Genomic DNA, 13,965 nt, shown 5'->3' with positions numbered 1-13,965 from the left:
TTTTATTTAGACCTTTCTAGGTTAGGCTAATTTAATCTCTTGATTCATTTTTTTATTTCTAATATTCTAACATATTTGTCTAAACCACCAATTTTCACGGTATCTCCAACAGATTTTCCTTTTAAGGCAATACCTAAAGGCGTTTTTATATTTATTTTTTGAACACCATTTGATTTTTCAAGTTTTGATATAACTTGGTCTACTAAATGAACTTTTAAATCTTTATTGATATTCAAATATTTTACTTTCACTTTACTATCAACAGTAATGGTTTCTTTATCTGATTTTGGTTGAACAACTTCTTTTTTGCTAACAGCTTCAATAGTTTCCTTTAAATCCTTTTTAAGGTCTGGTGAAACTTTAGAAAGCTCATTTTCTATAATCGTAATATTATCTGTAAAAGCTAAACTTGTTTTTGATTTATCTTCAAAAATTGAAGGACTGCTGTTTTCAATACTTTTTATAAATTCAACTAGTTTTTTTGTTTCTTTCTTTGGATTTCTCCACCAATTGGTACTCCATATTCTGTGAAAAACAAAACCGTGGCTTTCAAGTATTTTTTGTCTATGACTATCATGTAAATATGCTTCTTGACTGGAGTGATAAGCTGCCCCATCACATTCTATGGCAATTTTTGGAAGTCCAATATGTTTTGTGTCGTAAACCATATCAATTCTAAAACCTGCAAATTGTAGTTGAGGAATTATATTTTTTTCGTCAAAATGTTCGGTTAGAGCTTCATAAACTTCCTCCTCAAAAGGTGATTCGAGGTCTTCATTCATGTTATCGATTGTAGTGCTTTTCGTAGAATTTTCTGCAAGTGTATTTAAGACAGAAATTCTTGCTTCATTATCTTGGTCACTAACAGCTTTTGAATATGCTAAATAGGCATATAAAGCTCCTCTTCTGTTATTTGAACCTTCATTTATTAAATGTTTTTTATAATTTAAAAATACGTCTTCAGGGATTGAAGTACATACATATACTTTGTATTTTGCTCTTGTAACAATAACATTTAAAAGTTTGTATCCTTTTTGATGATTTATGGAGCCAAATCTCTGGGCAAACTTCCCTTCTTTATTTTTACCATAAGTAGTCGATAGAATTATTACATCTCTTTCATCACCTTGAATGTTTTCTAAATTTTTGACGAAAAAACCGTTTTCTTCGAGTTTAACTATTTTGTCATTAAAATCACTATATTTTTCAAATTTTCTTCTTTCATTAATCTTAGCTAAAACTAGGTTTCTTTGATTGATGTTGAAGGTTGCTACTCCAACTGTAGGGTAGTCTCCATTGGGAAGTCTTGAAATATTATTTTCAATAATAGACAGAATTGTTTCGGCTTCTGCGTCATTGGAAGTGTCAGAATAAGTGCCATTTACAGGTACATATTTTATTGGTATGTAATCAAAACTATTTGGAAGTGGTTTTAATCTTTGATTATAAAAGGCGTAATTTGAATAATCAATTAGGTAAGGATGTCTTGAACGATAGTGAAAGTCTAAATGTTTTTTCTCAAAACCTAATTCAGATGCAAAATCAAGAAGTGATTCACAATCTGAAAGCGAATTGCTTATATCGTTTTTAATTTTATCTATTTCGTCTTCAAATTCATCTTCATCATCAATCAAACCGTCAAATACTTTGCTGAAATAATTTGAGGGTGGCATTTGGTGTTCATCTCCTGCAATAATAATCTGCTTCCCTTTTAAAAGTGCTGGTAAATTATCTTCTAATTTTAATTGACTTGCTTCATCAAACATGACAATATCAAAATAATGATTTTTGCCTTTAAAAAGATTACTTGCTACGTCTGGTGTTGTTAGAATTATTGGAAAAAAAGTAGTGAATAGATCCATGTCCAAGGTTACTATTTCTCGTAAGGATAATCGTTTATGTCTTTTTCCTGCTCGTTTGTTGTATAGATTTTCAACAGCTAAATTTGGATTCTTTTTGTCGAAATCTCTAGTTGCATCTATTTGTTTTGAAAACCAATATTCTTTTATGTATTTAATTTGTTCTTTTTCAAGTTCGGATAAAGATTTTCCTAATTCAATATGGTCGTTATTATTTGTTGGTAAATCTGTATTGGCAGAATTTACGAGCATAGAATTAAGATAGAATATTAAAAATGTTTTTCTCCAATTTGTTTTTTCCTTTAATTGGTCAATGATTAATTTGTTATCCGTTGATAAAGAATTGTAAAATTGAAACCACTTAAATTCAATAGAAAAAAGGTCATTTTCATTTGCAAAAAATTGTTCTTTCAAATCTAATAATGTCTGAATTTGAGAACTTAAAATATTGTGAGTGTTTCCATCCAATTTTTTGTGTGACCAATTTTGTTGTTCTATTTTAGTCCTTAAATTGGTGAAATTTGATTTTATTGTTTGTAAAAGTTCTGTGTCAAATTCTTTTTCAAAAGAATTAAGCAGATTTAATGATTTAAACTCACTTTCGATCTTTGCGGTAAATTCTTTATCAATTTTTTCAATAATTAACTGGTAGTCTTTAAGAGTTTCTTGATTCCCTTTAATTGATTTGAATAAATCGATATTTTCAAAGTCCTTGCTTTGATTAATTTTTGATGAATATTCTTCAAAAAGTGTGTTTATAGTTTGCTGGTCAGAAAGTGTAGTTTTCTTTTCTCTTGAGAAAACAGAAATAGTTTTAAATAAAAATCCATTTGTTTTTTCTTCATCAAAAAAATCGTTGTTTGTCTTGTGTTTTGTTAGAATATTTTGGACAGAATTACCAATATCACTAATAGAGCTTTTTTGTAAATTAAATTGCTCTTTTCTAATATTGTAATATTCTATCTCATAGCTAGAGATGTCATCTAATATGATTTTTAACTCTTTTTTGTAGTTTGAAAAATCTTCTTCTATTTGTTGCTCTAGAATAAATGGATTGTCTCCAATTAATTTTGAAGAGTTAATGAAAGAAAGCTTTAAATGAGGTCTAAATTCATCATATAAATTCTGCCCTTTTCTAATGAGTTCTAATAATTGATTTAATTCACTTGATTCATAATTGAATTTATCTTTTGCTATATCCAGATTGTATGATTCTGAATTATCTTTTAATTCTGATAATAGTGAACCAACAATGTGTGTCCAATTTTTATTACCGACTAAATTCTCTCCTAATTTTTTGTGCTTTTTATTTATTGAATCTATTAAGTTTTTTGACTTTTCAATTATGTTATCTAAAGTTTCCTTTGAATGGGTATATCTATATCTGCGATAAGAGGAATTATCAACTCTATCTCTTACAGAATCAACTGCGACTCTTCTGTCTTTAACAATATCTTTTAGTAAAACACATTGATAATTAAGACCTTTTTCATTTAGTGCATTATGAAGTACTTCTAAAGCGGTTCGTTTTTCACAAACAACAATTGTTTTTTTATGATTTTCTAAGGCATTTACTAAAATAGCTGTGAGCGACTGACTTTTCCCGGTTCCTGGTGGTCCTTGAATTAAGATATTTCGAGAGGCCTTTAAAGAGTGTAAAATTCCTTGCTGAGATGGGTCAGTTTCGACTGATGATATTGGCTGAAACGTGTGTCCTTCCATATCTTCAAGATCAATTGTGGCTCCTTTTAACTCGAGTAAATTTCCGTAATCTCGAATAATATTTTGCTTCTGAACCTCGAAAATTGAAAAAAGTCCACCAAAATCTATAAATGAATTATTAGATGTTAAGGGTAGCTTTTCGTAATGCTTTTTGTCTGGAATAGGTTTTATTTGATTCAGCTTTTTCTCAAATGTTTCACGAAGATTATCTGGAATAGAACTATTTATTGATTCTATGATATTTACACAAATATCTAAAAGTTCACTTTTATCAATTAGGCCATCATCTAAAAAATCTGTAGAAATTTGTTTGATCTCAATTTTAGAATCATTTTGTAAATGGTTTATTAAAACCTCATTGATGTAAATTGGGTCATCTTCTGTTCGTAGTATTTCCCAAGTATTAAATTCTTTGGTTCTTCTTATTTTTAATGACCAAATCAAAATAGGGGCAACAGTTAATTTGTTATCCGATTGGTCGCGTCTTACAAGTATTGGAAAACCAAAACCAAATGTATTGATTCCTTTTTCCGATTCTATTGCATCTGTTTGATTAATAAGGTTTTCAAAAGACTTTGTGATTTTTACCAATTGTGTTTGGTCATCTTCAAAAAGGGAATTTAAATCGGGTACATTATCTTTCCAACTAATTTTAAATTTTAAAGGTAATTCGGTTAAAAGTGAATTAATAAAATTTGCAGGAAGGTTTTCATCAATGTGAGATAATCGTGTTAGGTCAAACTTGTACCTTGATCGGGCTGGAATTGCATTTAAATGTACACCTCTACGGCTACCAACTTTTAGACGGTTTTGTAATTCAATCAGTAGCTTTTCGGTTATCTCCATCTTTTTGTTGATTTTTAGAAGTTCAAAATATGTACTTATTTATAATATAGATTACGGTTTTCCTCACTTGGATGAGTGTTGATAGAAAATAAATCTTTTGTTTTTTTTAGCGTTGACTTATGTGTCGGTAAAAAAAATAAAATCTGCTGTATTGCAGGTTGGTTTTTAAGTTAAAATATTGAATATCAAAATAGATTTAGCACAATGTTCAACAATTATAAATATACCATACAAACCCTAAATGTAGCAAATAAAAACAAAATAGAAAATTTTAATGGATTTTTGTGAGGAGTTGAATAGAACCTAGGATTTACCGTTTTACTAAATCTATTTTCTAATAAATAAAAGGGGATGTTGTTTACTTTAAAAACGGAGGAGATAAAAAATCTGAAACCAAGACTTGAAATACGGACACGGCCCATTTTACCGAATTTGCTTTTCAAAATAGGACGCTTTACGCAGTAAAACCACTAGTTTACGTATTTTAAGGAGGGAAAAAGCGTTTAAAATCATAGCTTTGTTATATAAGCATACAACCCAAATAAAACGAAATACGATGAAAAAACTAGGAATATTATTTACTTTAAGCCTGCTCGCTTTACAGAGTTATGGGCAACAAAAAAACTTTATCGATCAGGCCTATTTAGAAACAACAGCCGTTGTAGATACATTGGTGGTACCCGACCAAATTTATTTAGACCTATTAATTAGCGAAAAAGATACCAAAGGAAGAACCTCGGTTGAAGAATTAGAAAACCAGATGTATACCAAACTCGAGGCGCTAGGGATAGACACCAAGACACAGTTAGCGCTTTCAGACGTGGCGAGTAACTTTAAAAACTATTTTTTAAGAAGTAAAGAAGTCTTAAAGAATAAAGCCTACACCTTAGAGGTTTATGATGCTGAAATGGCAGGAAAAGTTATTGTCGCTTTAGAGGCCATCGAGATTGCTAACGTTTCCATACGTAAAATGGAATATTCTAAAATAGAAGCGCTTAAAATCAATTTAAAACAGAAAGCTATTCTTAGGGCTAAAGCACAAGCGGAGGCTTTATTAAAGCCCTTAAATCAGAACCTAGGAAAGGCGCTTTATATTTCAGACGTCAATTTTAGTTCCATGAACTATCTACAAGGAAAGACCTCCGGAATCCAGATTCGAGGATATGCCTCATTAGATGAAGTTTCAAATTATCAGCCTATAGATATTGAATTTGAAAAGATAAAAATAGAAAGTACGGTAACCGTAAAGTTTGCTATTGAATAAAGGCAAATCAAGCTGTGCCTAAAGCATAAAAACCAAGCTCTGTTTTCATTTGTAATAACAACTTAAACAAGCTTTAAAAACGAAAGGATATGGTATTAGAATCTAAAGCCCTTTTACAAATTCAAAAGCCCATTGCAACGGTTTTTGAAGGCATTGTCAATCCAGAGATCATGACCCAGTATTTTATTTCTGAAAGTAGTGGACGACTTGAAACCGGAAAAACGTTAATTTGGAAGTTTCCAGAATTTCCAGACCAGTTTCCTATAACCAACGTCCGCGTAGAGAAGGAGCATCTTATCACCTTTGTTTGGGATCCTGAAACGGTAGTAAACATTACATTAGAAGCCTTGCCCAATCAAAGTACCCTTGTAAAAGTCTGTGAAAAAGGAAAAGCATTAAATGACGCCAATATAGAGTGGGCGCTGCAAAATACAGGAGGCTGGGCTAATTTTTTAGCCTGTATGAAAGCCTATTTAGAATACGGGGTTCATCTTAGGAAAGGTGCATTTGATTTTATGCGTACTGAGACGTAGAAATCAGGTCTTGGTTTAAAAAGTACACCTATAGGTTTGTTCTAATTAACTGTATTTTAGAGTGTTATGTTTTAGTTTTATTTTTTTATATAGTAAGTATTTACTAATTTAGAGGAAACTAATGTGGCATTTAACATTTACAGGGTTATGGAAAAACAACAAATTTCATGCTTTTTATGGCTTGTATTTAGCACATTTACCTTCCTTGGTTTTGCGCAAGAGTCGGGGGTAGATACTTCTATTCACAAGGGGCTTAAAACACTAAAAACCGATTATAGCTTTAAAACTTTTGTCTCCAATGATACTTTAAAACGAAGTGATCAAACCTTAGAGAATCTAAATCTAGCCAAGCATTATTTCGATGCACTTTTTGAGACCTATCTAGATTTTGTGGTGGTCCTGATAGAGAATAAATTATGGGAAAAACACGCCTATTTTCCGCCTCCAGGAATGCCACAAGCTATAAAAGGTAATATCATTTTAGGTTTAGGGAAGTCTTTACTTTCGCAAACGGTAGAGCGTGCCTTGCTAGAGGTGCCAAAAGCGCATTGGTCAACCTTAACAACTGTATATGGGGATCCTTTAGATTTAGATCTTTTTTATCGCGATATATTGTCTATTCATGAATTGGTGCATCTCTATCAGTTTAAAAATGGGACGCAACCCCAAAGAAAATGGCTGCAAGAGTTATTTGCCAATATGGGGATGTATGCGTTTGTTAAAGCGGAGTCTAAAGCCTTATATCCGCTAATGGATACCTATCCTAATTTTGTGTTGAAATCAGGAGCTCGTATGGCCACTTATAGGACGCTCAACGATTTTGAAGATAAGTATGTGCAAGAGCTCAGTCCTCAAAATTACGAATGGTTTCAAATGCAATTCTATAAACAAGCCCAAACGATTATTGATGAAAATGGTCCTAGTATTCTTGTGGACCTCTTAAATTTTTTAGTGGAAACCGATTTAAGTCAAACAGAGCAACTAACGGATGCTGCATTGCTAACAGCCTTAGACGCTAAGGTGGGGGAATCGGTCGCAAATGTTATGCGCCATTGGAAGACGCCATAAGGACTTGGATTTAAAAAAACTTACACGCTAGAGCATAAAAAAAATAAAGACGAAAACTTAAGGGTTCTCGTCTTCAGGTTCTATAAGTGTTGAACTTTCTGGGGCTAAAAATGCTTTATGCCGTTCAAACAGTTGCTGTTTAATTTTTTCTAAGTCTATCATGTCTGTTCCCATAGCCTGTTCAAAAAAATCATCTAAAAACAAAGGCGATTGTAATAACGAATCTTCAGGAAATCCTTGATGTAATAACGATTTATGGCCTCCAGAAAATTGAGAAAAGAAACGAGAACGCATAGCGCTCAATAGACTGTCTTGCTCAACTTGTGGTAAATCTTGTGCCCCATTGTGGGACGACCAAGAGTAAACACTATCAAAACGTATAAGATTACCCTGTTCATCGTAGGTTTTGTTAACGCGCCAAGACCCTTCAGGAGGGTTTACTTGTGATTTTGGGCTAGCTTGTTGTGCTAAACTTTTATCCGTTTCAGTTTGTCCGTTGCAGCTTAAAAATAGCAAGCAAAGCCCTGTAAATAAAAGTTGTTTTTTCATAATATTGAAATTTAAGTTAAACGTAAGGGGTTAGGCGAATTGTACGTTTTAAATAAACCGTCAGCGTTCCTATGGTGGATCAATGCATTCTGATGGAAAGTCTCTACATAACGTTTTCCATGGTTATACCAGACACATTCTAAAAATGTATCTTGATCTTTTACACCAAGAAAAGGCGCTTTATGAACCGTATATTTTAAAACTTGCATTTTAGGAGCGGTAAGTTTTCCTTTAATCCTTACCCAGTCTCCGGGTTTAAATTTTTTAGGCATAACTTTAAATTTTAAAATTGAATACATAACCAAGAGGAGGCTCTATTAAAGCCTCCTTCTTAAATAATAAATCCTTTAATAAGCCTTAAGATATCTCTATGTTTCTTACAGGCTTTTGTTTAGCTTCTTCTTTTTTAGGAAGCAAAATACTTAAAATACCATCTTCGTAACGGGCGTTAATCGCGTCTTCGTCAACACTTTCAGGTAAATTAAAACTACGTTTAAAGGATGCATATCCAAATTCACGACGTGTGTAATTGGCGTCTTTATGCTCATTTTCTTCTTTAGTTTCCGTAGAGATAGACAACAGGTCGTTATCTAAATCGATTTGGAAATCCGATTTTTTTAATCCCGGCACCGCCATATCTACAATAAAAGCATCTGCCGTTTCTTTTATGTTCACCTGTGGTAAGGTCATCCCTGTATTAAAATTAGACGTTAATACAGAAGGAAAATCTCTGTTGAAAATATCATCTAACCAATGTGATAAAGTGGAGAAGTTAGAATTTGAATTGCTGTTTGATAAAGTTCCGTTTTTAGGAACACTAATTAAATTGCTCATAATTACAAAAATTTAAATTAAACATTATTTCAAAATATGAAATCTATAGTGCTAGACTTCGTAAACTAAATAGACAAAAAAAATGCCAAACCTCTAATAGGGCTATTTGAAGTTGTTTTAGCTGTTTTTTTATGATATTTTGTCTTGAAAATGAGTATTTCCGTATTATATTGTAGTAAAAATGTCAATTTGACATTTTTAAGACCCATAAAAATTAGATCTTTTAAGGACGAAGCGGTTGAAAAAATGGCAGTTCTTATAGGTTTGTCAACTTGAGTTTTAGGTCTTGTTTTAGGACGATTTAAACAGAAGCCGTTAACCTTTTAAAAAATAATAAGATGAACAATACAACTCTCAATAGACCTTTGTGGTTTGCTATAGTCGCAATCGTACTTTTAATATGGAATGCGCTAGGCATATTCTCATTTTTTGCCCATACCTTTATTTCTGACGAAGCTTTAGCGGCATTGCCCGCCGAAGAAAGTGCTTTATACGGGGCTTACCCTTTTTGGACCACTGTAATTTTTGCTATTGCGGTCGCTACAGGGTTTATAGGTGCGCTCGGTTTAGTTTTAAAGAAGGCTTGGTCTAAAAAAGCATTTATCATATCATTATTAGCTATTATTCCGCAAATGATTCATAATGTATTTTTTACGGATGCTATTGCGGTTTACGGAACGGCAGAAGCAGTCACTATGCCAATTCTAGTGGTGCTTCTTGCAATATTTGCGTTATGGTTTTCTTCATATGGGATTAAAAAAGGCTGGCTTGCATAGTGGATGCCTAATATATATAATAGATATTTGTAGTGATAGAATGAGAACGGCAAGGCGTCGGATTTAAATAAGACAGAATTCATCTTATAAGCGCGTAACCTTGCATTAGTTAATTAAAGACCATGACATACGAAGACGATTTTAATGAATTTTGGAAAACGGTAGAGCAGAGTATTGAAGCCCAAACTTTTGCTAAGCTAACAATGGCAAAAACCATAGGGAAACCTGAACTGAAAAATATTTTTCTGAGACCATTATACGGAAAGGCGGATTTTAAAGTACTGCTTAAATATAGTTTTAGACCTCGAGAAACTGAAGATATTGAGGAGGAAATGACTTTAGAGGCCGCTTTGCCAATTATTAAAGCACATTTAAAAAGTGCATTCTTATCAGTGTTGTTATTTACAACGGAAAAGGATGTTACGTTTAAAATCAGCAAAAAAGGAGTAGGGAGCATCACGGAAGGCTTTCCGACCTTTAAAAATATAATTCCGGCAGAATAATCCACATGCGAAGAGGAGGGATTCATTTTGTGATCTCTAGCCGTCCCAAATCCATAAAAACACATACAATGCAAAAGCACAAACCCAGTCGACCTAAAGTAGTATTCTTTGATGTGAACGAAACATTACTCGACCTCGCTCCGATGAAAACAGAAATCGCGACGGTATTAGGAGCGGAGAAAGAAGTTTTGGCCTTGTGGTTTACTACCATGTTGCAGTATACTTTAGTCACTTCTGCTAGCGGACAGTATAAATCCTTTGGAGAAATTGGTGCGGCCGCATTACAAATGGTTGTGGCCAATCAGAATAGTTTTATTTCTGAAGCCGATGCGCTAAAAATTGTTAGCGAATCCATGCAAAACTTACCACCGCATCCCGAGGTAAAAGCGGCTTTAGCTTTGTTGAAAGAGGAAGGTTATACCTTAGTGGCCTTAACAAATTCTTCTGTAGAAAGTTTAAAAAATAAGTTTGAAAATGTTGGCTTAACCTCGTATTTCGACACCTTACTCAGCATTGAAAGCGTCGGAAAATTTAAACCTTTTTCTGAGACCTATCATTGGGCCGCACAAGAGATGAAGGTTAAGAACGAAGATTGTATGTTAGTCGCAGCTCATGGTTGGGATGTGGCCGGAGCACTTTGGGCAGGCTGGCGCGCAGCTTTTGTGAGTCGTCCGGGGCAGCAAAAGTTTCCTTTAGCACCAGATACTGAAATTACAGGTTCTGACTTATCTAAAATTGCAGAGGCTTTAATTCAATATTAATTCGCGCTCATTACACCTGTATCAACTAAAAACAGCTTCTAGAACTCAATATATGTCAACGCTTCACATTAAAAATATGGTTTGTAACCGCTGTATTGCTGCCGTGAAAAGCGCTTTAGAAGCTTACGACCTAGACATTCTGTCTATAAACTTAGGGGAAGTGGTGTTGTCTAAAGCGTTGCCAAAACCTCTAAAAGTTCAACTGGCTAAGGACTTAGAAGAACTCGGTTTTGAGTTAATCGCAACGAAAGAGCATCAGGTGGTCGAAAAGATAAAGAATGCCATTGTACACCTCGTGCATTATAAAAATAACCAGCTTAACGTTAAGTTGTCTGAATATTTACAGAGTCAGTTGCATCAAGATTATAGCGCACTTTCTAATTTGTTTTCTGAAGTAGAAGGGATCACCATTGAAAAATACCTTATCGCTCAAAAAATTGAAAAGGTCAAAGAACTCTTAATTTACGATGAGTTAAGTTTAAGCGAAATTGCTTTTCAACTGCATTATTCTAGCGTGGCTTATTTAAGCAGTCAGTTTAAAAAAGTCACCGGGCTCACCCCGAGTCAGTTTAAGAAAAATGGGATTTACGAACGTAAGCCTTTAGATAAACTTTAAATCTCATAAATCTTTTCCATAATACTATAAGGTCGCGGTTGTAGAGATTTCCGAATTTTGTATTTTAATCCTAAATACAAATAAGAGATGTCTAACCCTCAACTTATAAAAGCCCGATTTCCTGTTTTAGGGATGACTTGCGCTTCTTGTGCGGTAAGTGCAGAAACAAGTGCTGCCGCTGTAGATGGCGTTGTAGAGGCTTCGGTTAATTATGCTTCGGAATCGCTTGCGGTAAGCTATAATGCGGAAGTGACCAATGCAAAGGCCATACAAAAAGCCGTACAATCTATAGGCTACGATTTACTCATAGAAGAGGAGCATCAAGACCAAGATGTAGAGGGGATCAATAAGAAAAACTACCAAAACTTAAAGCAAAAAACCATTTGGGCGGTTGTATTGGCATTCCCTGTCGCAGTGATTGGAATGTTTTTTATGAACATGCCTTACGCTAATGTACTCATGTTTATATTAACCACGCCTGTGGTACTGTGGTTTGGACTTGGGTTTTACAAGAGAGCATGGAAACAAGCCAAACATGGTACAGCTAATATGGATACGCTTGTGGCCTTAAGTACCGGGATTGCTTATAGTTTCAGTGTGTTTAATATGGTTTATCCTCAATTTTGGGAAACTCGTGGCTTAGAAGCGCATGTGTATTTTGAAGCGGCCGCCGTTATTATCGCTTTTATATTAATAGGAAAACTAATGGAGGAGAAGGCTAAAGGAAATGCCTCTTCGGCTATTAAAAAGTTAATGGGCTTGCAGCCTAAAATGGTCACATTAATAACTGCGGAAGGTGAAGAACGAAAAACAGCTATAGAACATCTTCAGGTCAACGATCTTATTTTAGTAAAACCTGGTGAAAAAATTGCCGTAGACGGTGTATTGGTTTCAGGGACGTCTTATGTGGATGAAAGCATGCTAAGCGGTGAGCCTATTCCGGTTTTAAAGGAAAAAGAGCAAATGGTTTATGCGGGTACCATAAACCAAAAGGGGAGTTTTAAGTTTAAAGCCAGCAAAGTAGGGAAACATACCTTATTGTCTCAAATTATTGCGACTGTACAAGAAGCGCAAGGGAGTAAAGCGCCGGTACAAAAATTAGTCGATAAAATTGCGGCCATTTTTGTGCCTACAGTAATCGCTATTGCGATACTCACCTTTATAGTATGGTTGATTTTTGGAGGCGATAATGGCGGAGTTCAAGGGCTTCTGGCTGCAATAACGGTATTGGTCATTGCTTGTCCTTGTGCGCTTGGCTTAGCGACACCAACAGCAATTTTGGTTGGTGTGGGCAAAGGCGCCGAACAGGGAATTCTTATTAAAGATGCCGAAAGTTTAGAGTTGGCCAAAAAAGTCAACGCTATGGTTTTAGATAAAACAGGAACCATAACAGAAGGACAACCGAAAGTTACGGAAGTACTAGGTTTAGAAAATTATGAGGCTTTTATCGGAATTTTACTTGGTTTAGAACAGCAATCAGAGCACCCACTTGCAGACGCTGTGGTGCATCATTTTAAGGCGCACAAAGCAAATGAAATTGTAGATTTTGAAAGTTTAACCGGTAAAGGTGTTACGGGTAAGTTTGAAGAAACCACATATTACGTAGGGAATGCGGCACTTCTAAAAACTCACAATATTACTATAGCTCCACATTTATTGGACAAGGCTGAGGCTTGGAGCGCAGACGCTAAAACGGTTATTTGGTTTGCGAATGAAGAGAAAGCTTTAATGGTTCTAGCGATTTCAGATGCCATTAAGTCCAGTTCTAAAGCGGCAATTGCAGCGCTTAAACAGATGAATATTGAAGTGTATATGTTAACTGGAGATAATCCGTCTACAGCTAAAGCCATTGCTAAACAATCAGGGATAACACATTTTAAAGCCGAAGTGTTACCGCAGGATAAGGCCGATTTTATAAAAACGCTTCAAGCAGAAAATAAAGTGGTGGCTATGGTTGGAGATGGTATTAACGATAGTACCGCATTGGCAACGGCTAATGTGAGTATTGCCATGGGAAAAGGAAGCGATATCGCGATGGATGTGGCGAAGATGACACTTATTTCGTCCGATTTACTTAAAATCCCTCAAGCAATCACTTTGTCTAAACATACCGTGGCCACGATTCGGCAGAACCTATTTTGGGCCTTTATTTATAACCTTGTAGGGATTCCTATTGCTGCCGGAATTTTGTACCCTATTAATGGGTTTTTACTTAATCCTATGCTTGCCGGAGCGGCAATGGCTTTAAGTAGTGTGAGTGTGGTGAGTAACAGTTTGCGATTAAAAGGGCGCTCTTTGGGGAATAGCTTGTTAGAAAAACCAAAACAGCCAGAGGCTCCTAACAAAGTGGAGACCATGCCACCAACACCTTCAGAAAAACAAACAAAAACAACAAATAAAATGAAAACTCAAGTTTTAAAATTTAAGACTAATATTAATTGTGGACATTGTATTTCAACAGTAACTCCTTATTTAGATAAGCTTGTTAAGGAGCAATGGGAGGTAGATACAGACCACCCCGATAAAATCTTAACGATAACCTCAGATACGGCAAATGCAGATGAAATTAAGTCCGCTATAAAAGAGGCAGGGTACCAAATTGAAACGGTTTAGGGCGTTCGCTTTGTTGGATGA

General features: G+C 34.6%; 12 protein-coding genes. 8 read left to right on the top strand and 4 right to left on the bottom strand.

Going from position 1 to position 13,965, the window contains the following annotated elements:
* Window positions 1–44: 44 nt before the first annotated feature.
* Window positions 45–4,427 carry an AAA domain-containing protein gene (locus tag ACFQ13_RS03035; protein WP_386113863.1) on the bottom strand — a complete coding sequence of 1,461 codons (4,383 nt, stop codon included), beginning with the start codon at window positions 4,425–4,427 and terminating at the stop codon, window positions 45–47.
* 556 nt (window positions 4,428–4,983) lie between these two features.
* On the opposite strand from ACFQ13_RS03035, the gene ACFQ13_RS03030 reads away from it, so the two are divergent.
* The 3 genes from ACFQ13_RS03030 (at window position 4,984) to ACFQ13_RS03020 (ending at window position 7,292) form a co-directional block, all read left to right on the top strand.
* Window positions 4,984–5,691 (top strand): SIMPL domain-containing protein, encoded by a 708-nt coding sequence (locus tag ACFQ13_RS03030; protein ID WP_386113860.1) that lies wholly within the window; start codon window positions 4,984–4,986, stop codon window positions 5,689–5,691.
* Window positions 5,692–5,780: 89 nt separating this feature from the next.
* A complete protein-coding gene (locus ACFQ13_RS03025; protein ID WP_386113858.1) occupies window positions 5,781–6,224 on the top strand; it encodes an SRPBCC domain-containing protein in 444 nt (147 codons plus the stop codon).
* Window positions 6,225–6,371: 147 nt separating this feature from the next.
* A complete protein-coding gene (locus ACFQ13_RS03020) occupies window positions 6,372–7,292 on the top strand; it encodes a hypothetical protein (protein ID WP_386113856.1) in 921 nt (306 codons plus the stop codon).
* Between the two features lie 57 nt (window positions 7,293–7,349).
* Here the strand turns inward: ACFQ13_RS03020 and ACFQ13_RS03015 are convergent, their stop codons facing one another.
* The 3 genes from ACFQ13_RS03015 to ACFQ13_RS03005 all read right to left on the bottom strand — a co-directional run bounded on the left by ACFQ13_RS03015 (window position 7,350) and on the right by ACFQ13_RS03005 (window position 8,675).
* Window positions 7,350–7,841, bottom strand: coding sequence for a hypothetical protein (locus ACFQ13_RS03015; protein ID WP_386113855.1), 492 nt, complete (start codon window positions 7,839–7,841; stop codon window positions 7,350–7,352).
* An 11-nt stretch (window positions 7,842–7,852) separates the two neighbouring features.
* Complete coding sequence (locus ACFQ13_RS03010) at window positions 7,853–8,113, bottom strand: hypothetical protein (RefSeq protein WP_386113853.1); 261 nt, start codon at window positions 8,111–8,113, stop codon at window positions 7,853–7,855.
* An 85-nt stretch (window positions 8,114–8,198) separates the two neighbouring features.
* Complete coding sequence (locus tag ACFQ13_RS03005) at window positions 8,199–8,675, bottom strand: Hsp20/alpha crystallin family protein (RefSeq protein WP_386113850.1); 477 nt, start codon at window positions 8,673–8,675, stop codon at window positions 8,199–8,201.
* Between the two features lie 338 nt (window positions 8,676–9,013).
* Between ACFQ13_RS03005 and ACFQ13_RS03000 the strand changes: the two genes are divergently transcribed.
* The 5 genes from ACFQ13_RS03000 to ACFQ13_RS02980 all read left to right on the top strand — a co-directional run bounded on the left by ACFQ13_RS03000 (window position 9,014) and on the right by ACFQ13_RS02980 (window position 13,944).
* Window positions 9,014–9,451 carry a hypothetical protein gene (locus ACFQ13_RS03000; RefSeq protein WP_386113847.1) on the top strand — a complete coding sequence of 146 codons (438 nt, stop codon included), beginning with the start codon at window positions 9,014–9,016 and terminating at the stop codon, window positions 9,449–9,451.
* Between the two features lie 122 nt (window positions 9,452–9,573).
* On the top strand, window positions 9,574–9,954 hold the full coding sequence (locus ACFQ13_RS02995; protein WP_386113844.1) for a hypothetical protein: 381 nt from the start codon (window positions 9,574–9,576) through the stop codon (window positions 9,952–9,954).
* Window positions 9,955–10,022: 68 nt separating this feature from the next.
* Window positions 10,023–10,715, top strand: coding sequence for a haloacid dehalogenase type II (locus ACFQ13_RS02990; RefSeq protein WP_386113841.1), 693 nt, complete (start codon window positions 10,023–10,025; stop codon window positions 10,713–10,715).
* A gap of 52 nt (window positions 10,716–10,767) precedes the next feature.
* On the top strand, window positions 10,768–11,331 hold the full coding sequence (locus ACFQ13_RS02985; protein ID WP_386113838.1) for a helix-turn-helix domain-containing protein: 564 nt from the start codon (window positions 10,768–10,770) through the stop codon (window positions 11,329–11,331).
* A gap of 87 nt (window positions 11,332–11,418) precedes the next feature.
* Entirely contained in the window at window positions 11,419–13,944 is a 2,526-nt protein-coding gene (locus ACFQ13_RS02980; RefSeq protein ID WP_386113835.1) for a heavy metal translocating P-type ATPase, read from the top strand.
* The last annotated feature ends 21 nt before the right edge of the window (window positions 13,945–13,965 follow it).

It is taken from the genome of Winogradskyella rapida, from assembly GCF_042675845.1.
GTDB classification, from domain to species: Bacteria; Bacteroidota; Bacteroidia; order Flavobacteriales; family Flavobacteriaceae; genus Winogradskyella; species Winogradskyella rapida.
Note: the sequence above shows the minus strand (reverse complement) of the source record. Positions and strands in the feature narration are given on the sequence as shown.